Origin of the sequence: Pseudomonas sp. Pseu.R1, assembly GCF_045764065.1 — a bacterium.
In the GTDB taxonomy this organism is placed as follows: domain Bacteria; phylum Pseudomonadota; class Gammaproteobacteria; order Pseudomonadales; family Pseudomonadaceae; genus Aquipseudomonas.
Map to the genome: position 1 here is coordinate 1,261,418 of NZ_JBJGEE020000001.1, position 25,352 is coordinate 1,286,769.

General features: G+C 60.8%; 21 protein-coding genes and 1 pseudogene. 13 read left to right on the plus strand and 9 right to left on the minus strand.

The annotated features are described in order from the left end of the window. Positions 1 to 20: 20 nt before the first annotated feature. The 11 genes from nuoC to nuoN all read left to right on the plus strand — a co-directional run bounded on the left by nuoC (position 21) and on the right by nuoN (position 13,806). On the plus strand, positions 21 to 1,802 hold the full coding sequence (nuoC, locus tag ACI5GA_RS06000) for an NADH-quinone oxidoreductase subunit C/D (RefSeq protein ID WP_421422180.1): 1,782 nt from the start codon (positions 21 to 23) through the stop codon (positions 1,800 to 1,802). Positions 1,803 to 1,804: 2 nt separating this feature from the next. Continuing rightward, positions 1,805 to 2,302 carry an NADH-quinone oxidoreductase subunit NuoE gene (nuoE, locus tag ACI5GA_RS06005; protein WP_421422182.1) on the plus strand — a complete coding sequence of 166 codons (498 nt, stop codon included), beginning with the start codon at positions 1,805 to 1,807 and terminating at the stop codon, positions 2,300 to 2,302. Further along, positions 2,299 to 3,669 carry an NADH-quinone oxidoreductase subunit NuoF gene (gene nuoF / locus ACI5GA_RS06010; protein WP_421422184.1) on the plus strand — a complete coding sequence of 457 codons (1,371 nt, stop codon included), beginning with the start codon at positions 2,299 to 2,301 and terminating at the stop codon, positions 3,667 to 3,669. The genes nuoE and nuoF overlap by 4 nt, the downstream gene beginning before the upstream one ends. A 152-nt stretch (positions 3,670 to 3,821) precedes the next feature. Beyond that, a complete protein-coding gene (gene nuoG, locus ACI5GA_RS06015; RefSeq protein ID WP_404631043.1) occupies positions 3,822 to 6,539 on the plus strand; it encodes an NADH-quinone oxidoreductase subunit NuoG in 2,718 nt (905 codons plus the stop codon). Continuing rightward, positions 6,536 to 7,525 carry an NADH-quinone oxidoreductase subunit NuoH gene (gene nuoH / locus ACI5GA_RS06020; RefSeq protein ID WP_404631045.1) on the plus strand — a complete coding sequence of 330 codons (990 nt, stop codon included), beginning with the start codon at positions 6,536 to 6,538 and terminating at the stop codon, positions 7,523 to 7,525. The genes nuoG and nuoH overlap by 4 nt, the downstream gene beginning before the upstream one ends. An 11-nt stretch (positions 7,526 to 7,536) precedes the next feature. Continuing rightward, the gene (gene nuoI, locus ACI5GA_RS06025; protein ID WP_108239289.1) at positions 7,537 to 8,085 is read left to right on the plus strand and encodes an NADH-quinone oxidoreductase subunit NuoI; all 549 of its coding nucleotides are present in this window, start codon (positions 7,537 to 7,539) and stop codon (positions 8,083 to 8,085) included. A gap of 10 nt (positions 8,086 to 8,095) precedes the next feature. Then, positions 8,096 to 8,596, plus strand: a complete 501-nt coding sequence (gene nuoJ / locus ACI5GA_RS06030) for an NADH-quinone oxidoreductase subunit J (RefSeq protein ID WP_279890552.1) — start codon at positions 8,096 to 8,098, stop codon at positions 8,594 to 8,596. 4 nt (positions 8,597 to 8,600) lie between these two features. Further along, positions 8,601 to 8,912: an NADH-quinone oxidoreductase subunit NuoK gene (gene nuoK, locus ACI5GA_RS06035; RefSeq protein WP_404631048.1), complete on the plus strand. Its 312-nt coding sequence runs from the start codon at positions 8,601 to 8,603 to the stop codon at positions 8,910 to 8,912. Further along, complete coding sequence (gene nuoL / locus ACI5GA_RS06040) at positions 8,909 to 10,756, plus strand: NADH-quinone oxidoreductase subunit L (RefSeq protein WP_404631050.1); 1,848 nt, start codon at positions 8,909 to 8,911, stop codon at positions 10,754 to 10,756. Before nuoK ends, nuoL begins: the two co-directional genes overlap by 4 nt. A 52-nt stretch (positions 10,757 to 10,808) precedes the next feature. Then, positions 10,809 to 12,341, plus strand: a complete 1,533-nt coding sequence (gene nuoM, locus ACI5GA_RS06045) for an NADH-quinone oxidoreductase subunit M (protein ID WP_108239293.1) — start codon at positions 10,809 to 10,811, stop codon at positions 12,339 to 12,341. A gap of 7 nt (positions 12,342 to 12,348) precedes the next feature. Continuing rightward, positions 12,349 to 13,806 carry an NADH-quinone oxidoreductase subunit NuoN gene (gene nuoN, locus ACI5GA_RS06050; protein ID WP_404631052.1) on the plus strand — a complete coding sequence of 486 codons (1,458 nt, stop codon included), beginning with the start codon at positions 12,349 to 12,351 and terminating at the stop codon, positions 13,804 to 13,806. A gap of 167 nt (positions 13,807 to 13,973) precedes the next feature. On the opposite strand, the gene ACI5GA_RS06055 is transcribed toward nuoN, so the two are convergent. The 7 genes and pseudogenes from ACI5GA_RS06055 to ACI5GA_RS06085 form a co-directional block, all read right to left on the minus strand. Further along, positions 13,974 to 15,038: an AI-2E family transporter gene (locus ACI5GA_RS06055; RefSeq protein WP_404631054.1), complete on the minus strand. Its 1,065-nt coding sequence runs from the start codon at positions 15,036 to 15,038 to the stop codon at positions 13,974 to 13,976. Between the two features lie 141 nt (positions 15,039 to 15,179). After that, positions 15,180 to 16,001, minus strand: coding sequence for a methyl-accepting chemotaxis protein (locus tag ACI5GA_RS06060; protein WP_404631721.1), 822 nt, complete (start codon positions 15,999 to 16,001; stop codon positions 15,180 to 15,182). 36 nt (positions 16,002 to 16,037) lie between these two features. Further along, positions 16,038 to 16,859, minus strand: a pseudogene (locus tag ACI5GA_RS06065) (cache domain-containing protein); the annotation flags it as partial. Between the two features lie 151 nt (positions 16,860 to 17,010). Further along, positions 17,011 to 18,336, minus strand: a complete 1,326-nt coding sequence (locus tag ACI5GA_RS06070) for a sensor histidine kinase (RefSeq protein WP_421422188.1) — start codon at positions 18,334 to 18,336, stop codon at positions 17,011 to 17,013. Next, entirely contained in the window at positions 18,333 to 18,998 is a 666-nt protein-coding gene (locus tag ACI5GA_RS06075; RefSeq protein WP_404631058.1) for a response regulator transcription factor, read from the minus strand. Before ACI5GA_RS06075 ends, ACI5GA_RS06070 begins: the two co-directional genes overlap by 4 nt. Then, complete coding sequence (locus tag ACI5GA_RS06080; RefSeq protein ID WP_404631060.1) at positions 18,998 to 19,327, minus strand: PepSY domain-containing protein; 330 nt, start codon at positions 19,325 to 19,327, stop codon at positions 18,998 to 19,000. The genes ACI5GA_RS06075 and ACI5GA_RS06080 overlap by 1 nt, the downstream gene beginning before the upstream one ends. Beyond that, positions 19,327 to 19,635, minus strand: coding sequence for a PepSY domain-containing protein (locus tag ACI5GA_RS06085; protein ID WP_404631062.1), 309 nt, complete (start codon positions 19,633 to 19,635; stop codon positions 19,327 to 19,329). The genes ACI5GA_RS06080 and ACI5GA_RS06085 overlap by 1 nt, the downstream gene beginning before the upstream one ends. Before the next feature lie 157 nt (positions 19,636 to 19,792). Here ACI5GA_RS06085 and ACI5GA_RS06090 point away from each other — a divergent pair, with 157 nt between their 5' ends. Both ACI5GA_RS06090 and queD read left to right on the plus strand, forming a co-directional pair. Continuing rightward, complete coding sequence (locus ACI5GA_RS06090) at positions 19,793 to 20,875, plus strand: patatin-like phospholipase family protein (RefSeq protein WP_404631064.1); 1,083 nt, start codon at positions 19,793 to 19,795, stop codon at positions 20,873 to 20,875. 118 nt (positions 20,876 to 20,993) lie between these two features. Continuing rightward, entirely contained in the window at positions 20,994 to 21,350 is a 357-nt protein-coding gene (gene queD, locus ACI5GA_RS06095) for a 6-carboxytetrahydropterin synthase QueD (RefSeq protein WP_404631066.1), read from the plus strand. A gap of 51 nt (positions 21,351 to 21,401) precedes the next feature. Here the strand turns inward: queD and ACI5GA_RS06100 are convergent, their stop codons facing one another. Beyond that, the gene (locus tag ACI5GA_RS06100; protein ID WP_421422191.1) at positions 21,402 to 22,355 is read right to left on the minus strand and encodes an omptin family outer membrane protease; all 954 of its coding nucleotides are present in this window, start codon (positions 22,353 to 22,355) and stop codon (positions 21,402 to 21,404) included. 329 nt (positions 22,356 to 22,684) lie between these two features. After that, on the minus strand, positions 22,685 to 25,348 hold the full coding sequence (gene pepN / locus ACI5GA_RS06105; protein ID WP_421422193.1) for an aminopeptidase N: 2,664 nt from the start codon (positions 25,346 to 25,348) through the stop codon (positions 22,685 to 22,687). Positions 25,349 to 25,352 lie beyond the last annotated feature (4 nt).

Sequence of the window (25,352 nt, forward strand, 5' to 3'; positions counted from 1 at the left end):
ACCGATAGCGATCGAGACCTATGACTGCAGACACCGCTCTGTACATCCCGCCTTACAAGGCTGACGACCAAGACGTCGTCGTTGAACTGCATAACCGTTTTGGCGCCGAAGCGTTCACCGCCCAATCCACCGTCACTGGCATGCCAGTGCTGTGGGTGGCACGCGCCAAACTGTTCGAAATCCTCACGTTCCTGCGCAATGTGCCCAAGCCGTACTCGATGCTGTACGACCTGCACGGTGTGGACGAGCGCCTGCGTACCAAGCGCCGTGGCTTGCCCGACGCCGATTTCACCGTGTTCTACCACCTGCTGTCGGTAGAGCGTAATAGTGACGTGATGATCAAGGTGGCCTTGTCCGAGGGCGACCTCAGCGTGCCATCCGTCACCAGCATCTGGCCAAACGCTAACTGGTACGAGCGTGAAGTGTGGGACATGTTCGGGATCGACTTCCCGGGCCACCCGCACCTCTCCCGCATCATGATGCCGCCGACCTGGGAAGGTCACCCGCTGCGCAAGGACTACCCTGCCCGCGCCACCGAATTCGACCCGTACAGCCTGACGCTGGCCAAACAGCAACTGGAGGAGGAAGCTGCGCGTTTCCGTCCGGAAGACTGGGGCATGAAGCGTTCTGGCGCCAACGAGGACTACATGTTCCTCAACCTGGGTCCGAACCACCCTTCCGCGCACGGCGCGTTCCGTATCGTGCTCCAACTGGACGGCGAAGAGATCGTCGACTGCGTGCCGGACATCGGCTACCACCACCGTGGTGCCGAGAAGATGGCCGAGCGTCAGTCCTGGCACAGCTTCATTCCTTACACCGACCGTATCGACTACCTCGGCGGCGTGATGAACAACCTGCCGTACGTGCTCTCGGTCGAGAAGCTGGCGGGCATCAAGGTGCCGGAGAAGGTCGACGTCATCCGCATCATGATGGCCGAGTTCTTCCGCATCACCAGCCACCTGCTGTTCCTGGGGACTTACATCCAGGACGTCGGCGCCATGACCCCGGTGTTCTTCACCTTTACCGACCGCCAGCGCGCTTACACCGTGATCGAAGCGATCACCGGTTTCCGTCTGCACCCGGCCTGGTACCGCATCGGTGGCGTCGCTCACGACCTGCCACGCGGCTGGGACAAGCTGGTCAAGGACTTCGTCGAATGGCTGCCAAAGCGCCTCGACGAGTACACCACCGCTGCGCTGAAAAACAGCATCCTCAAAGGTCGTACCATCGGCGTTGCCCAGTACAACACCAAAGAAGCCCTGGAATGGGGTGTCACCGGTGCTGGCCTGCGCTCCACCGGTTGCGACTTCGACCTGCGCAAGGCGCGTCCGTATTCGGGCTACGAGAACTTCGAATTCGAAGTGCCGCTGGGCCACAACGGCGATGCTTATGATCGCTGCATGGTCCGCGTCGAAGAGATGCGTCAGAGCATCAAGATCATCGACCAGTGCCTGCGCAATATGCCGGAAGGCCCGTACAAGGCGGACCACCCGCTGACTACGCCGCCACCGAAAGAGCGCACCCTGCAGCACATCGAAACCTTGATCACGCACTTCCTGCAAGTTTCGTGGGGCCCGGTCATGCCGGCCAACGAATCCTTCCAGATGATCGAGGCGACCAAGGGCATCAACAGTTATTACCTGACGAGCGACGGCGGCACCATGAGCTACCGTACCCGGATTCGCACCCCAAGCTACCCGCATCTGCAACAGATCCCTTCAGTGATCAAAGGCAGCATGGTCGCGGACTTGATCGCGTACCTGGGTAGTATCGACTTCGTTATGGCCGACGTGGACCGTTAAGCATGAACAGCACGCTCATCCAGACAGACCGTTTCGCCCTGAGCGAAACCGAGCGCTCGGCCATCGAGCACGAAATGCATCACTACGAGGACCCGCGCGCGGCGTCCATCGAAGCCCTGAAGATCGTTCAGAAAGAACGCGGCTGGGTGCCGGACGGCGCCATCTACGCCATCGGCGAAGTGCTGGGCATCCCGGCCAGCGACGTTGAAGGCGTGGCCACGTTCTACAGCCAGATCTTCCGTCAGCCAGTAGGCCGCCACATCATCCGCGTCTGCAACAGCATGGTCTGCTACATCGCCGGTCACGAAGACATCGTCGGCGAAATCCAGAACAAGCTCGGCATCGGCCTGGGTCAGACCACCGCCGACGGCCGCTTCACCCTGCTGCCTGCCTGCTGCCTGGGCAACTGCGACAAGGCGCCAGCGGTCATGATCGACGACGACACGTTCGGCAATCTGCAGCCTGCGGGCGTTGCCCAACTGCTGGAGGGTTACGTATGACCATCACTTCCTTCGGTCCGGCCAACCTGATCAAGCGTACGCCGGAAACCCACCCGCTGACCTGGCGCCTGCGTGACGACGGCGAGCCGGTATGGCTCGACGAGTACCAGGCCAAAGACGGCTATGCAGCAGCTCGCAAGGCGCTGACCCAGCAATCGCCTGATGAAATCGTCCAGTCGGTCAAAGACTCCGGCCTCAAGGGTCGCGGCGGTGCGGGCTTCCCCACCGGTGTGAAATGGGGCCTGATGCCCAAGGACGAATCCCTCAACATCCGCTACCTGCTGTGCAACGCGGACGAGATGGAACCGAACACCTGGAAAGACCGCATGCTGATGGAGCAACTGCCCCATCTGCTGGTGGAAGGCATGCTGATCAGTGCCCGCGCACTGAAAGCCTACCGTGGCTACATCTTCCTGCGTGGCGAATACGTCACTGCCGCCAAGCACCTGAACCGTGCCGTGGAAGAAGCCAAGGTCGCGGGCCTCCTGGGCAAGAACATTCTGGGCACCGGCTTCGATTTCGAGCTGTTCGTCCACACCGGCGCCGGGCGTTACATCTGCGGTGAAGAAACCGCACTGATCAACTCCCTGGAAGGCCGCCGCGCCAATCCGCGCTCCAAGCCGCCCTTCCCTGCCGCCGTCGGCGTGTGGGGCAAGCCAACCTGCGTGAACAACGTCGAAACCCTGTGCAACGTCCCGGCGATCGTGAACAACGGCAATGACTGGTACAAATCGCTGGCCCGCGAAGGCAGCGAAGACCACGGCACCAAGCTGATGGGCTTCTCCGGCAAGGTGAAGAACCCGGGAATCTGGGAGCTGCCATTCGGTCTGCCCGCTCGCGAGCTGTTCGAAGACTACGCAGGCGGCATGCGCGACGGCTACAAGCTCAAGTGCTGGCAGCCAGGCGGCGCCGGTACCGGTTTCCTGTTGCCTGAACACCTCGACTGCCTGTTCTACGCCGGTGGCGTGGCCAAGGTCGGCACCCGGATGGGTACCGGTCTGGCAATGGCGGTGGACGACAAGGTCAACATGGTCTCGCTGCTGCGCAACATGGAAGAGTTCTTCGCCCAAGAGTCGTGCGGTTTCTGCACCCCTTGCCGCGATGGCCTGCCGTGGAGCGTGAAAATGTTGCGCGCCCTCGAAAAAGGCCAGGGTCAACCGGGCGACATCGAGACGCTGCTGGGGTTGGTCAACTTCCTCGGCCCAGGCAAGACCTTCTGCGCCCACGCACCGGGCGCCGTGGAACCTCTGGGCAGCGCGATCAAATATTTCCGCTCCGAATTCGAGGCAGGCGTCGCACCGCAACGTGCGGCAGGCCATGCGCTTGAATTGACGGCGGGCAAGGCACCGACCATCGTCGGCGCATAAACAGACTGACCGGTCGATAAGCCAAAAGCCTGTCGACCCTTGCCTCGGTTGCGCCACTGAATGTCACACCTCAGCGGCTGTTTGAACCGGAGCAGAACCGAGATTCCATTAGCCACGCCCGCTGACACCGGGCCAACGAAGACCTTTGAACCATGGCTACTATCCACGTAGACGGCAAAGCGCTCGAAGTCGATGGCGCAGACAACCTGTTACAGGCCTGTCTGTCGCTGGGGCTCGACATCCCTTATTTCTGCTGGCATCCAGCCCTTGGCAGCGTCGGCGCCTGTCGCCAGTGCGCGGTCAAGCAGTACACCGACGAGAACGACACCCGTGGTCGTATCGTCATGTCCTGCATGACCCCTGCCCAGGACAACACCTGGATTTCCATCGACGACGAAGAATCCAAGGCGTTCCGCGCCAGCGTCGTCGAATGGCTGATGACCAACCACCCTCACGACTGCCCGGTCTGCGAGGAAGGCGGGCACTGCCACCTGCAGGACATGACCGTGATGACCGGCCACAACGAGCGCCGGTATCGCTTCACCAAACGCACCCACCAGAACCAGGACCTTGGGCCGTTCATCGCTCACGAGATGAACCGCTGCATCGCCTGCTATCGCTGCGTGCGCTTCTATAAAGACTACGCCGGTGGTACCGACCTGGGCGTGTACGGCGCTCACGACAACGTGTACTTCGGTCGCGTTGAAGACGGCGTGCTGGAAAGCGAGTTCTCCGGCAACCTCACCGAGGTCTGCCCGACCGGTGTGTTCACCGACAAGACCCACTCCGAGCGCTACAACCGTAAATGGGACATGCAGTTCTCGCCGAGCATCTGCCACGGCTGCTCAAGCGGTTGCAACATCAGCCCCGGTGAGCGTTATGGCGAAATCCGCCGTATCGAGAACCGCTACAACGGTTCGGTCAACCAGTATTTTCTGTGTGACCGTGGCCGTTTTGGCTATGGCTACGTCAACCGCGCCGATCGCCCACGTCAGCCACTGCTGACCCAGGGCAACGTCAAGCTGAGCCTGGACGAAGCATTGGACAAGGCCGCCGACCTGCTGCGCGGCCGCACCATCGTTGGTATCGGTTCGCCGCGTGCCAGCCTGGAAAGCAACTTCGCCCTGCGCGAACTGGTGGGCAGCGAGTACTTCTACTCCGGTATCGAAGCCGGTGAGCTGGAGCGTCTGCGCCTGGTGGTTCAGGTCCTGAAAGACAGCCCGCTGCCGATCCCGACCCTGCGTGAAGTCGAAGAGCATGACGCCGTGTTCATCCTCGGCGAAGACGTCACCCAGACTGCCGCGCGCATGGCCCTGAGCCTGCGTCAATCGGTCAAGAACAAGGCCGAAGACATGGCCGCTGCGATGAAAGTCCAGCCATGGCTCGACGCCGCCGTCAAGAACATCGGTCAGCACGAGCTGAACCCGCTGTTCATCGCCAGCCTGGCGGAAACCCGTCTGGACGACATCGCCGAAGAATGCGTACACGCCGCGCCGGATGATCTGGCCCGCATCGGTTTCGCCGTGGCTCATGCCATCGACCCGAGCGCCCCGGCCGTGACCGGTCTGGACAGCGAAGCGCTGGAACTGGCTCAGCGCATCGCCGCCGCCCTGCTGGAAGCCAAGCGTCCGTTGATCGTCTCCGGTGCCTCGCTGGGTTCCAAGGCGCTGATCGAAGCCGCTGCCAACATCGCCAAAGCCCTGAAGCTGCGCGACAAGAACGGCTCTCTCAGCCTGATCATCCCTGAAGCCAACAGCATGGGCCTGACCCTGTTCGGTGGCGACTCGGTGGATGCGGCGCTGGATCAAGTGATCTCGGGCAAGGCCGACGCCATCGTCGTGCTGGAAAACGACCTGTTCACCCGCACCGACGCCGCCAAGGTGGAAGCTGCACTGAACGCCGCGAAAGTGGTGATCGTGGCTGACCATCAGAAGACCGCGACCACTGATCGCGCTGATCTGGTCCTGCCAGCCGCCAGCTTCGCGGAAGGCGACGGTACGCTGGTCAGCCAGGAAGGCCGCGCCCAGCGCTTCTTCCAGGTCTACGACCCGACCTACCTGGACGCGAGCATTCAGATCCATGAAGGCTGGCGCTGGTTGCACGCCCTGCGCGCCACCCTGCTGAACAAGCCGGTGGACTGGACGCAACTGGACCACGTCACCGAAGCCTGTGCCGCGAGCAATGCACAACTGGCCGGTATCGTCGGCGCTGCGCCTTCTGCTGCGTTCCGCATCAAAGGCCTGAAACTGGCCCGCGAACCACTGCGTTACAGCGGCCGGACCGCCATGCGCGCCAACATCAGCGTCCACGAACCGCGCACCCCGCAAGACAAAGACTCGGCATTCGCCTTCTCGATGGAGGGTTACTCGGGCTCCGCCGAACCGCGCTCTCAAGTGCCGTTCGCTTGGTCGCCGGGCTGGAACTCTCCACAAGCGTGGAACAAGTTCCAGGACGAAGTCGGTGGTCACCTGCGCGCTGGCGATCCAGGCGTGCGCCTGATCGAAAGCAGCGGCGACAAACTGGGCTGGTTCGCCAGCGTGCCGCGCGCCTTCTCCCCGGCTCAAGGGACCTGGCAAGTGGTGCCGTTCTTCCACCTGTTCGGCAGCGAGGAGAACTCCTCTAAAGCCGCACCGGTGCAAGAGCGCATCCCTGAAGCCTACGTTTCGCTGGCCAAGTCCGAAGCGGATCGTCTGGGCGTCAACGACGGTGCCCTGCTCAGCCTGAACGTTGCCGGTCAGACCCTGCGTCTGCCACTGCGCATCAACGAAGAGCTGGGCGCGGGTCTGGTGGCACTGCCATCGGGTCTGGCGGGCATTCCTCCGGCACTGGCCGGGAAAACCGTTGACGGTCTGCAGGAGGCAGCGCAATGACGTGGTTTACCCCTGAAGTGATCGACTCGATCATTGCCGTGCTCAAGGCCATCGTGGTGCTGCTCGCCGTGGTGGTTTGCGGCGCACTGCTCAGCTTCGTCGAGCGTCGTCTGCTGGGCTGGTGGCAGGACCGTTACGGTCCTAACCGCGTCGGCCCGTTCGGTATGTTCCAGATCGCAGCCGACATGCTGAAGATGTTCTTCAAGGAAGACTGGAACCCGCCCTTCGTCGATCGCATGATCTTCACCCTGGCGCCGGTCGTGGCCATGAGTGCATTGCTGATCTCGTTCTCGATCATCCCGGTCACCCAGACCTGGGTGGTCGCTGACCTGAACATCGGCCTGCTGTTCTTCTTCGCCATGGCCGGTCTGTCGGTCTACGCGGTGTTGTTCGCAGGCTGGTCGTCGAACAACAAGTACGCCCTGTTGGGCAGCTTGCGTGCCTCGGCGCAGACCGTCTCGTACGAAGTGTTCCTGGGCCTGTCCCTGATGGGCATCATCGTGCAGGTTGGCTCGTTCAACATGGGCGACATCGTGCAGTACCAGGCCGACCACCTGTGGTTCATCATTCCGCAGTTCTTCGGCTTCTGTACTTTCTTCATCGCTGGCGTGGCCGTGACTCACCGTCACCCGTTCGACCAGCCGGAAGCGGAACAGGAACTGGCCGACGGTTACCACATTGAATACGCCGGCATGAAATGGGGCATGTTCTTCGTCGGTGAGTACATCGGCATCATCCTGATTTCGGCGTTGCTGGTGACCCTGTTCTTCGGTGGCTGGCACGGTCCGTTCAACATCCTGCCGCAACTGTCGTTCATGTGGTTCGTTCTGAAAACCGCGTTCTTCATCATGCTGTTCATCCTGCTGCGCGCTTCCATCCCGCGTCCGCGTTATGACCAGGTGATGGACTTCAGCTGGAAGTTCTGCCTGCCACTGACCCTGATCAATTTGCTGGTGACCGCTGCGGTCGTCCTGGCGGCTCAGTGAGGATCTGACCCATGTTCAAATATATTGGTGACATCGTTAAGGGTACGGGTACCCAGCTGCGCAGCCTGGTCATGATCTTCGGCCATGGTTTCCGCAAGCGTGACACCCTGCAATATCCGGAAGAACCGGTTTACCTGCCGCCACGCTACCGTGGTCGCATCGTCCTGACCCGTGACCCCGACGGCGAAGAGCGCTGCGTGGCCTGCAACCTGTGCGCCGTGGCCTGCCCGGTCGGTTGCATCTCGCTGCAGAAAGCCGAGACCGAAGACGGTCGCTGGTACCCGGACTTCTTCCGCATCAACTTCTCGCGTTGCATCTTCTGCGGTCTCTGTGAAGAAGCCTGCCCGACCACCGCGATCCAGCTCACACCGGATTTCGAAATGGCCGAGTTCAAACGTCAGGATCTGGTGTACGAGAAAGAAGATCTGCTGATCTCCGGCCCCGGCAAGAACCCTGATTACAACTTCTACCGCGTTGCGGGTATGGCCATCGCTGGCAAGCCGAAAGGCGCTGCACAGAACGAAGCCGAGCCAATCAACGTCAAGAGCTTGCTGCCTTAAAGGAAGAAAGATGGAATTCGCTTTCTATTTCGCATCCGGTATCGCCGTGGTCTCCACCCTGCGGGTGGTGACGCACACGAACCCGGTGCACGCCCTGCTCTACCTGATCATCTCGCTGATCGCTGTGGCCATGACCTTCTTCAGCCTCGGCGCGCCGTTCGCCGGTGCCCTGGAAGTGATCGCTTACGCGGGCGCCATCATGGTGCTGTTCGTGTTCGTGGTGATGATGCTGAACCTGGGCCCGGCCTCGGTTCAGCAGGAACGTGCCTGGCTCAAACCCGGCATCTGGCTGGGTCCGATCCTGTTGTGCGGCCTGTTGCTGGCCGAGCTGATCTACATGCTGTTCGCCCACTCCACCGGTGCCGGTATCGGCCACACCACGGTGGATGCCAAGGCCGTTGGCGTCAGCCTGTTCGGCCCTTACCTGCTGGTTGTCGAACTCGCGTCGATGCTGCTGCTCGCCGCAGCCGTGACCGCGTTCCACGTCGGCCGCAACGAGGCGAAGGAGTAAACCCATGCACTCAGCTATCCCTCTTGAACATGGTCTGGCGGTTGCCGGTGTCCTGTTCTGCCTCGGCCTGGCGGGCCTGTTGGTACGCCGCAACATTCTGTTCGTGTTGATGAGCCTGGAAGTGATGATGAACTCTGCCGCCCTGGCCTTCGTGGTCGCGGGCAGCCGCTGGGCGCAGCCTGACGGGCAAGTGATGTTCATTCTGGTGATCAGTCTTGCCGCCGCCGAAGCCAGTATTGGCCTGGCGATCCTGCTGCAACTGTATCGCCGCTTCCACACTCTCGATATCGACGCTGCCAGCGAGATGCGCGGATGAACCTACTCTTTCTGACTTTCGTATTCCCTCTGATCGGCTTCCTGCTGCTGTCGTTCTCGCGCGGCAAGTGGTCGGAAAACCTGTCCGCCCTCGTCGGCGTCGGCTCCATTGGCCTGTCGGCCATCGTCGCTGCCTACGTGATCTGGCAATTCAACGTGGCGCCGCCGGAAGGTGGCCACCTGACCCTGGTGCTGTGGCGCTGGATGTCGGTGGACGGCTTCGATCCGAACTTCGCCCTGTATGTCGATGGCCTGTCCATCACCATGCTCGGTGTGGTGGTCGGCGTCGGCTTCCTGATTCACCTGTTCGCCTCGTGGTACATGCGCGGTGAAGACGGCTACTCACGTTTCTTCTCCTACACCAACCTGTTCATTGCCAGCATGTTGTTCCTGATCCTGGGCGACAACCTGCTGTTCATCTACTTCGGTTGGGAAGGCGTGGGCCTGTGCTCGTACCTGTTGATCGGTTTCTATTACAGCAACCGCGCCAACGGCAACGCCGCACTGAAAGCCTTCATCGTGACCCGCATCGGCGACGTGTTCATGGCCATCGGCCTGTTCATCCTGTTCCAGCAACTGGGCACGCTGAACATTCAGGAACTGCTGGTTCGTGCACCTCAACACTTCAAGGTCGGCGATTTCTGGATCGTGCTGGCGACCCTGATGCTGCTGGGCGGTGCGGTCGGTAAATCTGCGCAACTGCCGCTGCAAACCTGGCTGGCAGACGCGATGGCCGGTCCTACCCCGGTCTCGGCACTGATCCACGCCGCGACCATGGTGACCGCGGGCGTCTACCTGATCGCCCGTACTCACGGCCTGTTCGCCCTGGCGCCGGACATTCTGCACCTGGTCGGCATCGTTGGCGGTATCACGCTGGTGCTGGCCGGTTTCGCAGCGCTGGTCCAGACCGACATCAAACGCATCCTTGCCTACTCGACCATGAGCCAGATCGGCTACATGTTCCTGGCGCTGGGTGTAGGTGCCTGGGAAGGGGCGATTTTCCACCTGATGACCCACGCATTCTTCAAGGCCCTGCTGTTCCTGGCTTCCGGTGCGGTGATCGTGGCCTGCCATCACGAGCAGAACATCTTCAAGATGGGCGGCCTGTGGAAAAAGCTGCCTCTGGCCTACACCAGCTTCATCGTCGGCGGCGCAGCGTTGGCGGCCTTGCCGATCCTGACTGCAGGTTTCTACTCCAAAGACGAAATTCTTTGGGAAGCCTTCGCAAGCGGCCATCAATATCTGCTTTATGCAGGTCTGGTCGGTGCGTTCATGACCTCGCTGTACACCTTCCGCCTGATCTTCATCGCCTTCCACGGTGAAGCGAAGACCGAAGCTCACGCTGGCCACGGGATTTCCCACTGGTTGCCGTTGGGCGTGCTGATCGTGCTGTCGACCTTCATCGGTGCCTGGATTCATCCGCCACTGGCCGGCGTGCTGCCGGAAAGCGCGGGTCATGCAGGCGGCGAAGCCAAGCACAGCCTGGAAATTGCCTCGGGCGCCATCGCCCTGGCCGGTATCCTGCTGTCCGCCCTGCTGTTCCTTGGCAAGCGTCGTCTGGTGACGGCCATCGCCAACAGCGGTCCGGGTCGTTTCCTGTCCGCCTGGTGGTTCGCGGCATGGGGTTTCGACTGGGTTTACGACGTGCTGTTCGTCAAGCCTTATCTGGCCATCAGCCGCATTCTGCGTAGCGATCCGCTCGACCACACCATCGGTGTGATCCCGCGTCTGGCCAAGGCCGGTAACAGCCTGATGAGCCGAACCGAAACCGGTCAGCTGCGCTGGTACGCCGCTTCCATCGCCGCAGGTGCCGTACTGGTGCTTGGCGCGATTGTGCTGGTCTGATGAGTCGATCTGACATGAACCTTGCGACTTTGCGAAAGGAATTGAGCCCGTCATGATTCTGCCTTGGCTAATCCTGATCCCCTTCATCGGCGGCCTGCTGTGCTGGCAAGGTGAGCGCTTCGGCCCTACCCTGCCGCGCTGGATTGCGCTGCTGACTATGTCTCTGCTGACGGCCCTGGGCCTGTGGCTGTGGCTGACCGGTACGTACACCTACGCACCAACCCCGGGCGCCGACCCGAGCTGGGCCCTTGAATTCAAGGCCCAGTGGATCCAGCGCTTCGGTATCAGCGTGCACCTGGCCCTCGATGGCCTGTCGCTGCTGATGATTCTGCTGACCGGCCTGCTGGGTATCCTCTCGGTACTCTGCTCATGGAAAGAGATCCAGCGTAACGTCGGGTTCTTCCACCTGAACCTGATGTGGATCCTGGGCGGTGTCGTTGGCGTGTTCCTCGCCATCGATCTGTTCATGTTCTTCTTCTTCTGGGAAATGATGCTGGTGCCGATGTACTTCCTCATCGCGCTCTGGGGTCACAGCTCGGCAGATGGCAAGAAAACCCGTATCTATGCCGCGACCAAGTTCTTCATCTTCACTCAGGCCAGCGGCCTGATCATGCTGGTGGCGATCCTGGGTCTGGTGCTGGTGCACTTCAATCAGACCGGCGTGATCACCTTCGCGTACGCCGACCTGCTGAAGACCAAACTGGCCCCTGGCACCGAGTACATCCTGATGCTGGGCTTCTTCATCGCCTTCGCGGTGAAACTGCCCATCGTGCCGCTGCACTCCTGGTTGCCTGATGCTCACGCTCAGGCACCGACTGCAGGTTCCGTGGACCTGGCGGGTATCCTGCTGAAAACCGCTGCGTATGGCCTGCTGCGTTTTGCCCTGCCGCTCTTCCCGAACGCCTCGGCAGAGTTCGCACCGATCGCGATGATCCTCGGCCTGATCGGCATCTTCTACGGTGCCTTCCTGGCTTTCGCTCAAACCGACATCAAGCGCCTGATCGCGTTTTCCAGCGTCTCGCACATGGGCTTCGTGCTGATCGGTATCTACTCCGGCAGCCAGCAAGCCTTGCAAGGTGTCGTGGTTCAGATGCTGGCTCACGGTCTGTCCGCCGCTGCACTGTTTATCCTCAGTGGTCAACTGTACGAGCGCCTGCACACCCGTGACATGCGCGAGATGGGCGGCCTGTGGAACAAGATCGCTTACCTGCCGGCCATCAGCCTGTTCTTTGCAGCCGCTTCGTTGGGCTTGCCTGGTACCGGTAACTTCGTCGGCGAGTTCCTGATCCTGATCGGTACTTTCGTCAGCGCTCCGTGGATCACCGCCATCGCCACTTCCGGTCTGGTGTTCGGTTCGGTCTACTCGCTGATCATGATCCACCGTGCCTATTTCGGCCCTGCAAAAACCGAAGAAATCTACCGTGGCATGGAAGGTCGTGAACTGATCATGGTGCTGGGCCTGGCGGTGCTGCTGGTCCTGCTGGGTGTCTACCCGCAGCCGGTCCTCGACACCTCCTCGGCGACCATGCATGGCGTGCAGCAATGGCTTGGCACTGCCTTCACTCAACTCGCTTCGGCCCGGTAAGAGCGCTATGGACCTGACGATTCAACACTTTATCGCGCTGGCGCCGCTGCTGATCACCAGCCTCACCGTTGTAGTGGTGATGCTGGGCATCGCATGGCGTCGCAGTCACTCGCAATCGTTCCTGCTCACTGTGGCGGGACTCAACCTGGCCCTGTTGTCGATTTACCCGGCCTTGAAGGTCGCGCCGCTGGTGGTCACGCCCCTGCTGCAGATCGACAGCTTCGCCCTGCTCTACATCGGCATCATCCTGGTCTCGACCCTGGCCTGCGTCACGCTGGCACACGCCTACATGGGTGAAGGCAAGGCAGGTTATCCGGGCAACCGTGAAGAGCTTTACCTGCTGATCCTGATGGCCGCTGCCGGCGGCATGGTGCTGGTCGCCGCGCAACACCTGGCGGGCTTGTTCATTGGTCTGGAACTGCTGTCGGTACCGGTCTACGGTCTGGTCGCCTACGCGTTCTTCAACAAGCGTTCGCTGGAAGCCGGTATCAAGTACATGGTGCTGTCCGCCGCAGGTTCCGCGTTCCTGCTGTTCGGTATGGCCCTGTTGTATGCCGATGCCGGTAGCCTGGGCTTCGGCGAAATCGGCAAGGCCATCGCCGCGACCGGCATGCCAAGCCAGATGGCCAGCCTGGGTCTGGGCATGATGCTGATCGGCCTGGGCTTCAAGCTGTCGCTGGTACCGTTCCACCTGTGGACCCCTGACGTGTATGAAGGCGCCCCTGCCCCGGTGGCGGCGTTCCTCGCCACCGCCAGCAAGGTCGCGGTGTTCGGTGTGCTGGTTCGCCTGTTCCAGATCTCCCCGGCGGCTACCAGTGGCGTGCTGACCGATGTCATGTCGGTCATCGCCGTGGCGTCGATCCTGATCGGTAACCTGCTGGCCCTGACCCAGAACAATCTCAAGCGTCTGCTGGGTTACTCGTCCATCGCCCACTTCGGTTACATGATGATCGCGATGGTTGCCAGCAAAGGCATGGCGGTCGAGGCCATCAGCGTCTATCTGGTGACCTACGTGCTGACCAGCCTGGGTGCGTTCGGCGTGATCACCCTGATGTCGTCGCCATATAGCGGTCGCGATGCGGATGCGATGTTCGAGTACCGGGGTCTGTTCTGGCGTCGTCCGTACCTGACCGCCGTACTGACCGTGATGATGCTCTCGCTGGCGGGTATCCCGCTGACCACCGGCTTCATCGGCAAGTTCTACATCATCGCGACCGGCGTGGAAGCACACTTGTGGTGGTTGACCGGTTCGCTGGTCGTGGGTAGCGCCATTGGCGTGTTCTACTATCTGCGCGTGATGGTGACGCTGTATCTGCAAGACTCGAAGATCCAGCGCCACGATGCCCCGTTCAACTGGGCGCAGCGTGCAGGTGGCGTGATGCTGTTGGGGATTACGCTGTTGGCGTTCTTCCTCGGTGTGTATCCACAGCCGTTGCTTACTCTGGTGCAGCACGCCGGGCTGTGATGGTTGGCTGAGATGTAAAGAGCCCCGCTTTTTAGCGGGGCTTTTTTATGGGTTGGTTTTGGGTGTTTATGCACCTCATTCGCCAGCAAACGGAGCGCCGCCCGGCCGGCTCCCACAGGGTTGCACAAGCTCCGCCGGACGCGTCCCAAGAGGATGAGCAGGCTTGCTCACCCCGGCAACCGCACTGCCTTCTTGGCGCTGGTAAACAATCCCCACGTCGACATGAACAACGCCGCAATCATCGGCCCGATCACGAACCCGTTCAGCCCGAATACCGCCATCCCGCCCAGCGTCGAAATCAAAATCAGGTAATCCGGCATGCGCGTGTCCTTGCCCACCAGAATCGGCCGCAAGACGTTATCCACCAACCCGATCACAAACACCCCGAACAGCCCCAGCACCACGCCCTGCCAGACCATCCCGCTGACCAGGAAGTACACCGCCACCGGCGCCCAGACGATCCCCGCCCCCACCGCTGGCAGCAATGAAAGAAACGCCATCGCTACTGCCCACAGCAGCGCACTGGGAATGTCGAGCACCCAGAAGATCAAACCGCCCAACGCCCCCTGCGTGACCGCTACCACCACATTGCCCTTCACCGTCGCCCGCACCACACGGGTGAATTTCAATTGCAAGCGACGCTTCTGTGGCTCGGCCAGCGGAATCGCCGCGCGAATCCGCCGCACCAGCTCCGGGCCGTCGCGCAGGAAGAAAAACAACAGGTACAACATGATGAAAAAGCTCACCACAAAATCGAACGTACCCTGCCCGAAACTGAACGCTTGAGTCGCCAGGTATTGGCTGCCTTGCATCGCTGCTTTGGATATCTTGTCTTGCAGCCCGTTGAAGTCGCCCAGACCCAGACGGTCGAGCCAATGCTGCATCGAGACAGGCAGGACCGCCTTGAATTCGGCCAGGTATTTGGGGATGTCCAGTTGGCCGCTTTCAACATTGCGGTACAACGCGGCGCCCTCTTGAACCATCAGCATGCTAATGATGATCACCGGCAAAATGGCGATCAGCAGGCAGACCAGCAACGTGCACAGCGAGACTGCATTGCGTTTCCAGCCAAAGCGCGCCAGAAACCGTCGTTGCAGGGGGGCGAAGATGATCCCCAGGATCACCGCCCAGAACACGGCGCCGTAGAACGGCAGGAGAATCCAGATGAACGCAACGGTGACCAACACCAGAAGCAGCATCAGGGTTTTGTTTTGCAGCGCGGTTTCGTTCATGTCTCTTCCATGTCATCGAGCGCCGCCAAGCCGCGGCCTGAACGTTAGTCCGCCAATCGTGGCAGGAGTGCCGCCTGTAAAGCGGGTGAGACAGGGGAGGGATAAACGAATGGCGGGCCGTTGCGGCCCGCCGTTATCACATCAGATGCGGAATTGCCCGACCAGTTGGCCGAGGCGATGGTTGAGGTCGGTCAGGCTGCGGGACGTCGTGGCGCTGTGTCGGGTTTCGTCGGCCACGCTTTCCACGGCGACGGCGATCTGATGCACGCTGCGGTTGATCTCTTCAGCGACAGCCGTCTGTTCTTCTGCGGCGCTGGCGATCTGCGCGTTCATCGAGTTGATGGTGCCGATCAAATGGCCGATGGTGTCCAGCGACGCGCCCGCCTCGTTAGCCCGCGCCGAGGTGCCATCACCCGCCTCACTGGAGCGACGCATTGCAGCCACCGCCCCCTGCGTGCCCTGTTGCAGGCGATCGATCATGCCCTGAATTTCCTGGGTACTTTGCTGGGTGCGACTGGCCAGCGCCCGAACTTCATCGGCTACCACGGCAAAACCGCGACCGGCTTCCCCTGCCCGCGCGGCCTCAATGGCGGCGTTGAGGGCGAGCAGGTTGGTCTGCTCGGCAATCGAACGAATCACCCCCAGCACGCCAACGATGGACGTCACGTCATTCTGCAAACTGTCCAGCGAGGAACCGCTGTGGCGGATGTCGTTCACCAATGCATGAATCTGCTGAATGCTGCCATCGACCACCCGTTTTGCAGCCTGACCTTCTTCGTCGGTTTGCTGAGCGGCGATCGAAGCGCCCTGCGCGCTCTTGGCCACTTCCTGAGCGGCGGCGGACATCTGATTGATCGCCGTCGCCACTTGATCGGTTTCGTGACGCTGACGCTCCATGGCCTGCTCGGAGCGTTGTGCCTGGTCTGTCACCTCGCCCACCAGCCGCGTCAGTTGCGAGGTCATGTCCGCAATCTGCCGCACAAGGCTGTGGATCTTGTCGACGAAACGGTTGAAAGAACCCGCCAGTTCACCCAGTTCGTCCTGTGAGGTCACGGTCAGGCGGCGGGTCAAGTCGCCCTCCCCTGCGGCGATGTCATCCAGATTGGCTTTCATCAGGCGCAGTGGACGCAGAATGCTGCCTGCGATCCAGACACCGATGATCGTGATGATCACCAGCACCACCAATGCGATGCCGATGATGCTGATCAACATGTCCGTCATGCGCTCGGCGACCGCCTTGCGCACCTCGGCCACCTTGGCGTCGATGTTGTCCAGATTCACCGAAGAGCCGACGGCCATGTCCCATTTGGCGAGGTATTCGGAGTATCCGAGCTTGGGCACCAGCTCGTTGGAACCGGGTAATGGCGAGGAGTATTCCAGGTAATGGGTGCCTGCTTTCGCGACCTCGACCAAACCGCTGTTGACGTACACGCCATTTGGGTCACGAGCATCCTTGAAGCTTTTGCCGATGCCGTCCGGGCTGTCGCCCTTGAACAGCCGCACGGCTTGGGAGTCGTAGCCGAAGAAGTAGCCATCTTTGGCGTACTTGACCTGCGAGAGCATTTTGATGACCTGAGCGCGGGCCTCCATGTCGCCCGGTGCCGACGCGTCGTACAACGGCTTGATGGTGCCCATGGCCACTGCGACGTAGCTTTGCAACGTGGCCTTGGCTTCCGAGAGCAGGTGCTGGCGGGTTTCTTCGACTTCCCGATCCGCCTGCTGGCGCAGCATGACGACCGTGCTGACACTGATGATCAGCGCGAACAGCAACACCGGTAGCACGGCGAGCGACAGGACTTTGGCTTTCAGATTTAGCCGCATAGGTATCGTGACCCTTTATTATTGTGTGCGTTGCCTCGATGGGCTCCTTATCGGTTAACGGCGCGGCAGCGCGAAAGTTGAGGGTTCGATCACAATCCTGGCCGCTGGTCGTAGCAGCACGGCTACAAGAAAAGAGAAAAGGCCGATGTCATTAATGCGGTCGTTGTCTTTCGGGTAGATCGATACGCACCTGCAACCCGCCCAGCGGACTGTCCAGCAGTTGAATGCGCCCATCCCAGGACTCGACGATGTCCTTGACGATACCCAGCCCAAGGCCATGACCTGTCACCTGTTCATCCAGCCGATTGCCGCGACCGAGCACGTCTTCACGTTGTGACTCGGGAATACCGGGGCCGTCGTCGTCGATCAGCAGGCAATAGCCCTCAGGCGTTTGAGAGATGTTCAGGCACACCGCGCTGTCGGCCCATTTACAGGCGTTATCCAGCAAGTTGCCGAGCAGTTCGAGCAGGTCTTCGCGGTCCCACGGCAAGACGAGGCCCTGACCGACATGATTGTTCAGCTCCAGATGTTCGCCATGGATCATCTGCACAGTGGAAAACAACACCGGCAACTCGGCGTCGCAGTCGAATCGCACGCCAGGCAAGGCATCCCCTGACAATCGCGCGCGATTCAACTCACGCTCCAGACGCTGCTGAATCTGCTGCAACTGGTCACGCAGCGTGGCCTGAAGTTGTGGATGCTGCGCCAGCTTCTGACCTTGAGCCAGACTCATCAGCACCGCGAGCGGGGTCTTTAGCGCGTGGCCCAAATTGCCCAACGCGTTGCGCGAGCGCTTGAGGCTGTCTTCGGTGTGGGCCAGCAAATGGTTGATCTGCGCCACCAACGGTTCCAGCTCAAGCGGCACCTCTTCATCGAGGTGCGAACGCTGGCCCTGTTGCAATTGCTGAATCTGCTCCCGCGCCCGATCCAATGGGCGCAAGGCGCGCCGGACCGTGACACGTTGCAGTATCAGAATCAGAATCAACCCCGCCAGCCCCAACGCCAGTCCGATGCGCTGCACCAGAGCGAAGCTGGCTTTTACGGGTGTGTAATCCTGTGCGACGGTGATGGCAATCGTCTGACCGAACTTGCGGTACTCGGCATGCAGCAGCAACAACGACTGTCGGGTTTTCGCCAGTTTCAGATCGGCGTGCAGGCCGGCTTCGTCAGGTTGTGGCAGTTCAAGATCCCATAACGAACGCGAACGCCAGTGACCGTCGTCGAAATCAATTCGAAAATAATGACCCGAATAAGGGCGTTGATAGCCCGACGAAAGCCGGCGTTCGTCCAGTTGCAGCCCGGCCGGGCCGCGAACGATGGCCACCAAGAGCGATTCGGCGTCATTGCGCAGTCCGGATTCCAGATAGCGTTGCAGGCCGACTTCGAACAGCCACAGGCTGATCTGTGCCAGCACCAGACCGATGATCAGCAAGACGCTGATCAGTCCCAGGCTCAAACGTCTCTGGATCGACCTCACCCGCCACTCCCGCCAAACCGATAACCTTGACCACGACGGGTCTCCACCACGGCACGCCCCAGCTTGCGCCGCAGGTGGTTCACGTGCACTTCGATGACGTTGGAATCGCGCTCGTTTTCGCCGTCGTACAAATGCTCGGCCAGATGGCTTTTGGAGAGAATCTGCTCAGGGTGCAACATGAAGTAGCGCAACAGACGGAATTCAGCGGCCGTCAGTTGAATGTCTTCGCCATCACGGGTGACGCACTGCCGCCCCTCATCCAGATGCAGCCCGGCAGCTTCGAGTTTCGGCTGGTTGGCCAACCCCCGTGCGCGACGCAACAACGCCTGAATGCGCAATTGCAGTTCTTCCGGGTGAAAGGGCTTGGTCAGGTAATCGTCGGCACCGGCCTTCAGGCCTTCGATCCGTTCGGCCCAGGAACCGCGGGCGGTCAACACCAGAACCGGAGTCGACAGGCCGTCCGCACGCCACTTTTGTAGCACCTCAAGGCCGGGCACCCCCGGCAAACCGAGGTCCAGTACGATGAGATCGTAAGGCTCGCTCGCCCCCTGGTGAATCGCGTCGCGCCCATCCGCAAGCCAATCGACGGCGTACCCCTGGCTCAAGGCACTGACCAGCTCGTCCGCCAGGGGCACGTTGTCTTCAACCAATAACAGCCGCATCAATCATCTTCCTTGTCTTCGAGCAGGCGACTGTCCTTCGCATCGAACTTCAATTCGCGAACCACGTGATCGTGGGTCAGCAACTCGATTTCGTAGACCAGCACATCGTGTTTTTCTTCCAGTTCGGCTTCCAGAAGCTTCGAGCCGGGGTAACGCCCCAGCGCCTGCTCGATGAACTGCTCCAACGGCAGAATCACACCTTGCTGACGCAATTTGAGCGCTTCGTCCTGATCCAGATCACGCGCGACACACACGGTGCAGAGCAAGACAGCGGACGTGGCCAGCAGGCCATAGACGAAGCGCTCGCCGGGACGTTTAGGCGTGATCATCAGGTGTCCTGGTGGTCTTTGAGCACTTGCCCGTTAACGGCGTCCAGTTCGACGTCCCACTCGACGCCCTTGGCATCGCGCAGCTCGACCTGATAAACGTATTTGCCATATTCCTGTTCCAGCTCCGTTTCGGTGATGGTGGCATTCGGGTGCTTGACCAGCGCCGCTGCGTTGAGTTTCTCGAAAGACTGAATAGTACCCGCATCTCGCAGACGCAGCGCCTCATCGGGGCCAAGATCCCGGGCCTGAGCGTAACCGGCTGTGGCGAGCAGGGCAGAAGCGGCAAAAAAGACAGTGAATGTGTTCATGGGAAGTCTCCGTTTCATTCGTTGGGTTGACGGGACTTACGATAAACGCTCGAACTTAATTGAAGCTGAATTTTCTGGCTAGATGCCATCATCACAGGCGCCGCTTCATTTTCTGGTCTGCGGCTATAATCTGCCGTCGTTTATCCCCGGAGCTTTCATGACCGCCATTCAGATCAAACGCCCCGCCCTGACCCTCAAGGCGGGCAAACGCGCCATGACGCGAATTCGCGAGCGCGGGCTGTCACCGGCCGATGTCGGCATCATCCCCGGTGCAGCAGGCGGGCCAAAAGCATTGGGGATTCAGGGGCTGGACCTGGCGCTGTTCGGTGACTGGCTGCCGCGTGCGCCTCGCGAGCGTGCGCTGATTGGCGCGTCCATTGGCTCTTGGCGCTTCGCCAGCGCCTGCCTTCCCGATCCCGTGGCCGGCATCGAGCTGTTGGGGCGGCTCTACAACGAGCAGAGTTTTGCCAAGGGCGTGACCATGGCTGAAGTCAGCCAGAGCTGCACGAAAATGCTCGACGACCTGTTGCAAGGCCGCGACGCCAGCGTGCTCAGCCACCCCCTTTATCGCCTCAACATCATGATCGTCAAAAGCCACGGCCTGCTGGCGCGGGATCATCGCGGCGGGCTGGGCCTGGGCCTTGGCTCGGTGATCGCCAACAACCTTCTGAGCCGCTCCCGCCTGTCGCGGCATTTCGAGCGCCTGATCATGCACGACGCACGGCAAGCGCCCCCGCTGTCCGCGTTGACGGATTTTCCCTCCCGCTGTCTGCCACTGGACACCGCCAACTTGCGTCAGTCGCTGCTGGCTTCAGGTTCCATTCCGATGGTGATGCAAGGCGTCATGGACATCCCTGGCGTCGGCCCCGGCACGTTTCGCGACGGCGGCCTGCTGGATTACCACCTGGACCTGCCCTACAGCGGCAGCGACATCGTGCTCTACCCGCACTTTACCGACAAAGTCATCCCCGGTTGGTTCGACAAGGCCCTGCCTTGGCGGCGCGGCGATCAGGGTCGCTTGCAGGACGTCCTGCTGCTGGCCCCGTCACGGGATTATCTGGCTGCGCTGCCCCACGGCAAGCTGCCGGACCGCAGCGATTTCAAGCGCTTCATGGGTCAGGACAGCGCGCGTCAACAGTACTGGCGAACCGCAATGGAAGAGAGTCGACGCATGGGCGACGAATTTCTGGAGCTGGCCGACAGTGGCCGCCTGGCCGACCGTCTTGAACCGCTGATCTAACAGCGTGTTTTAACCGAGCGGTCAGGTTCCGCCTGCCCGTTGCGCGGCCAATGCTGATAAACTCGCCACCTGCATTTTTTCGCCCTGGCGATCGCCACCTTTCAAGGCCCTGAATACCGTGGAAATCTTCAAAGAATTTACCTTCGAATCCGCCCACCGCCTGCCCCACGTCCCGGAAGGCCACAAGTGCGGTCGTCTGCATGGCCACTCGTTCAAAGTGGCCATCTACCTGCAGGGCGAACCTGATCCGCACACCGGCTGGATCCGCGATTTCTCCGAAATCAAGACCATTTTCAAGCCGCTGTATGAGCGTCTGGATCACAACTACCTCAACGACATCCCCGGTCTGGAAAACCCGACCAGCGAGGTTTTGGTGAAGTGGATCTGGAATGAATTGAAGCCACTGCTGCCTGAGCTGTCGGCCATTCGTATCCACGAGACCTGCACCAGTGGGTGTGTGTATCGCGGTGAGTGACGGATCGATCGTACTCAAGGCCCTAAGCGGTTGAAACCTGTGGGAGCGAATTCAAAACCGGTAATTCACCGCCAAGCTCGACACCACGGTTCTGGAGGATTGCGAACCCACATCGCCACTGTAATACCTCGTTTCGCCGCTGCTTAAGTCGTTGACCCGCATGCTCCCCTTGGCCTCGGCATACACCTGATAATCGACGTCGGCCTCGATGGAGAAAGCCGGATTGATTTGCCAGCCCAGGCCCACCGCCAGGCTTTGCATGCGTCCACTGTTGCCGTTATTACCGGCGAACGTCAGGTTACGCAGGTGATGCTGGTCGTAATCGCTGGCCTTGACCCACTGGCTGTGTTTGAACCGGCCTTCCAGGGTCCAGTCGCGCCAAGTGTAGAGTGCCACCAGCCCGACGTACGGGGTTTGGTAGGTCTGTTCGTAGGTGATCGTTTTCAACCCGGCTGGAAACTGACCGACAAGATCACGAAATCCGTCGTCCGAGGAATAGTTGAACCGTCCTCCACGAGACCGCCAGCCCAACTCGCTGCGTTGATAACCCAGCATGACGCCCAGCGCCAGGTTCTCGAGCTTCAACGCCCATGCGGTTGCACCGACCTCCGCCTGCCAGGCTTTCTGCACACGGGTATCGGGGTGATCAGAATAGTGAGTCCAGTCCTCGTCCTCCCCATTCATCCAATCGTAGTCCTTCATATGCCCGTTGCCCTTGGCGATTTGCGTCCAGCCGCGCGCCTCCAGAGACAGCCAGTTCAGCGGGTAGTACGCCAGCCCCAGATGTAAGGTGGGCACCTGCTTGAGGTCCCACTTCAGTTGACTGAGCTTCTCGCCTTCGTCGTACACCTTCTCATGGGATTTGCCATTCAGCAGCCCTACACCCAGGCTCATCTCTACACTGCCCACCTGAAATCGTTGCTCGTTTGTCAGATGCGCCTGCGCCGCAGCTTCCTGCCCTACCGCGACCATTCCCAGCAGCACCAGCGTTATCCGTCCCTTCATGAGCAATTTCACACCTTTCGTTTGAGGAGATACTTGCCGACTCAGCAAGCGGAGAAAGGATGAATGTTGAGGCGGGACGCTTCTGCCAGTCGGATCCCATGATCCTGCGTGAAAGCTAAACGCGAGACATGGGAAATGGCCTACGACAGTCCGGACTGCAATTAGACGAAGGCTCTCCGTAGGAGCGAACGAGCCCCGCGAGGCCGCGATCGGCTCGTGCGCTCCTACAAGGATTGGTGTATCGACCACCCTCTCCCTCGGGGACATGCGGGGCACAAAAAAGGGCCGCCCGCTCGCACGGACGGCCCTTCTTTAAAGCCCGACAGTGATTACGCCAGGCTTTTGCTCACCACTTCATACACGTCCGGCGACAGTTGGCCGGACGCACGAATGCGCTCCAGCTCGCCTTTCATCAGGCCCTGGCGCTTGTCGTCGTACTTGCGCCAGCGGGTCAGCGGGGCCAGTTGGCGAGAGGCGATCTGCGGGTTGAAGCCGTTCAGTTCGATGACCAGGTCCGCCAGGAAGCGATAGCCCGAGCCGTCCGCCGCATGGAAGTTGATCAGGTTCTGCCCGGCGAAGGCACCGATCAGCGCACGCACCTTATTCGGGTTCTTCATCGTGAACGCCGGATGCTGCATCAACGCCTTCACGCGCTCAAGGCCGCCCGGCAAGGTGCTGCCGGCCTGCACGCTGAACCACTGATCCATGACCAGCGCGTTGTCTTTGAAGTGTTCGGCGAACACCGCCAAGGCCTTGGCCTTCTCATCCTCGAACGGCGAGTTGACCAGGACCGCCAGCGCGGTCAGGCGCTCGGTCATGTTGTCGGCGCTGTCGAATTGTTCGATGGCCGCCGCCAAGACTTCCGGCTTGCCGGTGAGCATCAGGTAAGACAGCGCGATGTTTTGCAGCGCACGGCGGGCGAAGTGCTCGGACTCGGCCACGTAAGCTGTGTTCTTCGACACGTCGCGGTTGGCCTGATAACGCTTCCACAGCGCGTCGCTCAGGCTGTTGGCCAGTTGCAGACGGGCGAACTCGCGAGCGGCATGGATGGCATCGACATCGGCCACTTCGCTGATTTCAGTGAGGTAAGCCTCACCCGGCAGCGAGAGCATTTCGGCGACCATGGCCTGATCCAGACTGTCGTCGGCCAGCACGGTGCCCAATGCGGTGATCAGACGCTGATCCAGCACCAATGGCTCGCCCTTCTGGTGTTGAGCAATCAGTTCCTGCAACACCTGAACCGACAGTTGCTGACCGGCATCCCAGCGATTGAAGCCATCGCTGTCGTGCTGCATCAGGAACATCAGTTGGTCGCGGTTGTACGGGAAGCTCAGCTTGACCGGCGCCGAGAAGCCCCGCAGCAGCGACGGCAGCGGCTGTTCGGCCACGTCCACGAAGGTGAAGGTCTGCTCGGCTTCGTTCACGGCGATGACGCGGGAAGTGCCCACAGCAGCAGATTCGCCCTGCAAGCGCAGCGGCATTTCCTGACCCTGTTGGTTCAACAGGCCCAGCGCCACCGGGATCACGAACGGCTTTTTCTCGTCCCCCGGCTGGCCCGGCGTGGTCGGCGCGGTCTGGCGGAAGGTCAGGCTGTAGGTATTGGCAGCGGCGTCGTAAGACTCGGTCACCGCCAGACGCGGCGTACCGGCCTGCGAGTACCAGCGCTTGAACTGGGTCAGGTCAACGCCGTTGGCGTCCTCCATGGCTTTGACGAAGTCGTCGCAGGTCACGGCCTGGCCATCGTGGCGCTCGAAATACAGGTCACTACCCTTGCGGAAGCCCTCGGCCCCCAGCAGGGTGTGGATCATGCCGACCACTTCCGAGCCCTTTTCGTACACGGTCAGGGTGTAGAAGTTGGAGATCTCGATGAAGCTGTCCGGGCGCACGGCATGGGCCATGGGGCCAGCGTCTTCGGCGAACTGGTGGGTACGCAGGTAGGCCACATCCTGAATGCGCTTGACCGTGGCCGAGTTCATGTCAGCGGAGAAACCGGCGTCGCGGAATACCGTGAAGCCTTCCTTGAGCGACAGCTGGAACCAGTCGCGGCAGGTCACGCGGTTGCCCGACCAGTTGTGGAAGTATTCGTGGGCGACGATGGCCTCGACCCGCTGATGCGCGGCGTCGGTCGCGGTTTCGGCGCGAGCCAGCACAGCGCTGGAGTTGAAGATGTTGAGGCCTTTGTTCTCCATGGCGCCCATGTTGAAGTCGTTGACCGCCACGATCATGAAGATGTCCAGGTCGTACTCACGACCGTAGACCTCTTCATCCCAGCGCATGGATTTCTTCAGGCTGTCCATGGCGTGCTGGCATTTGTCGATGTTTTCCTGCTCGACGTAGATGCGCAGGGTCACCTTGCGCTCTGTCATGGTGATGAAGGTGTCTTCGATGCACCACAGGTCACCGGCCACCAATGCGAAGAGGTAGGCAGGCTTCTTGAACGGGTCCTCCCAGGTGATCCAGTGGCGGTCTTCGCCTTCAGGGCCGTGGTCAACCGGGTTGCCGTTGGACAGCAGGATCGGGAAGTCCTGCTTGTCGGCAATCACGGTCGTGGTGAAGCTGCTCATCACGTCCGGGCGGTCGAGGTAATAGGTGATCTTGCGGAAGCCCTCGGCCTCGCACTGGGTGCAGAACATGCCGCTGGATTTGTACAGGCCTTCCAGCGCGGTGTTGGTTTCCGGGTGGATCTTCACGCTGGTATCGAGGGTGAAGCTCTCGGACTTGGGCTGGACGGTCAGGCTGTCCGGGGTCAGTTCATAGTCACCCGGGGTCAGGTCCACGTCGGCCAGTTTGACCGACAGCAGCTCCAGCAACTGGCCGTCGAGCACCAGCGGTGGCAAACCAGCTCCACGCTCAGGGTTGCGACGCATGACCAATTGCGCGTGCACCAGGGTGTGGTCGTCGAACAATTCGAAGGTCAGGTGCGTCTCGTCGATGAGGTACTCAGGCGCCTGGTAATCCTTCAGGTAGATCATTTTCGGCTGTTCGGTGCGCATGATG

Coding starts and splice junctions, on each gene's coding strand:
- nuoC (WP_421422180.1), top strand. CDS start 21: ATGACTGCAGACACCGCTCTGTACATCCCGCCTTACAAGGCTGACGAC.
- nuoE (WP_421422182.1), top strand. CDS start 1,805: ATGAACAGCACGCTCATCCAGACAGACCGTTTCGCCCTGAGCGAAACC.
- nuoF (WP_421422184.1), top strand. CDS start 2,299: ATGACCATCACTTCCTTCGGTCCGGCCAACCTGATCAAGCGTACGCCG.
- nuoG (WP_404631043.1), top strand. CDS start 3,822: ATGGCTACTATCCACGTAGACGGCAAAGCGCTCGAAGTCGATGGCGCA.
- nuoH (WP_404631045.1), top strand. CDS start 6,536: ATGACGTGGTTTACCCCTGAAGTGATCGACTCGATCATTGCCGTGCTC.
- nuoI (WP_108239289.1), top strand. CDS start 7,537: ATGTTCAAATATATTGGTGACATCGTTAAGGGTACGGGTACCCAGCTG.
- nuoJ (WP_279890552.1), top strand. CDS start 8,096: ATGGAATTCGCTTTCTATTTCGCATCCGGTATCGCCGTGGTCTCCACC.
- nuoK (WP_404631048.1), top strand. CDS start 8,601: ATGCACTCAGCTATCCCTCTTGAACATGGTCTGGCGGTTGCCGGTGTC.
- nuoL (WP_404631050.1), top strand. CDS start 8,909: ATGAACCTACTCTTTCTGACTTTCGTATTCCCTCTGATCGGCTTCCTG.
- nuoM (WP_108239293.1), top strand. CDS start 10,809: ATGATTCTGCCTTGGCTAATCCTGATCCCCTTCATCGGCGGCCTGCTG.
- nuoN (WP_404631052.1), top strand. CDS start 12,349: ATGGACCTGACGATTCAACACTTTATCGCGCTGGCGCCGCTGCTGATC.
- ACI5GA_RS06055 (WP_404631054.1), bottom strand. CDS start 15,038: ATGAACGAAACCGCGCTGCAAAACAAAACCCTGATGCTGCTTCTGGTG.
- ACI5GA_RS06060 (WP_404631721.1), bottom strand. CDS start 16,001: ATGACCTCGCAACTGACGCGGCTGGTGGGCGAGGTGACAGACCAGGCA.
- ACI5GA_RS06075 (WP_404631058.1), bottom strand. CDS start 18,998: ATGCGGCTGTTATTGGTTGAAGACAACGTGCCCCTGGCGGACGAGCTG.
- ACI5GA_RS06080 (WP_404631060.1), bottom strand. CDS start 19,327: ATGATCACGCCTAAACGTCCCGGCGAGCGCTTCGTCTATGGCCTGCTG.
- ACI5GA_RS06085 (WP_404631062.1), bottom strand. CDS start 19,635: ATGAACACATTCACTGTCTTTTTTGCCGCTTCTGCCCTGCTCGCCACA.
- ACI5GA_RS06090 (WP_404631064.1), top strand. CDS start 19,793: ATGACCGCCATTCAGATCAAACGCCCCGCCCTGACCCTCAAGGCGGGC.
- ACI5GA_RS06100 (WP_421422191.1), bottom strand. CDS start 22,355: ATGAAGGGACGGATAACGCTGGTGCTGCTGGGAATGGTCGCGGTAGGG.
- pepN (WP_421422193.1), bottom strand. CDS start 25,348: ATGCGCACCGAACAGCCGAAAATGATCTACCTGAAGGATTACCAGGCG.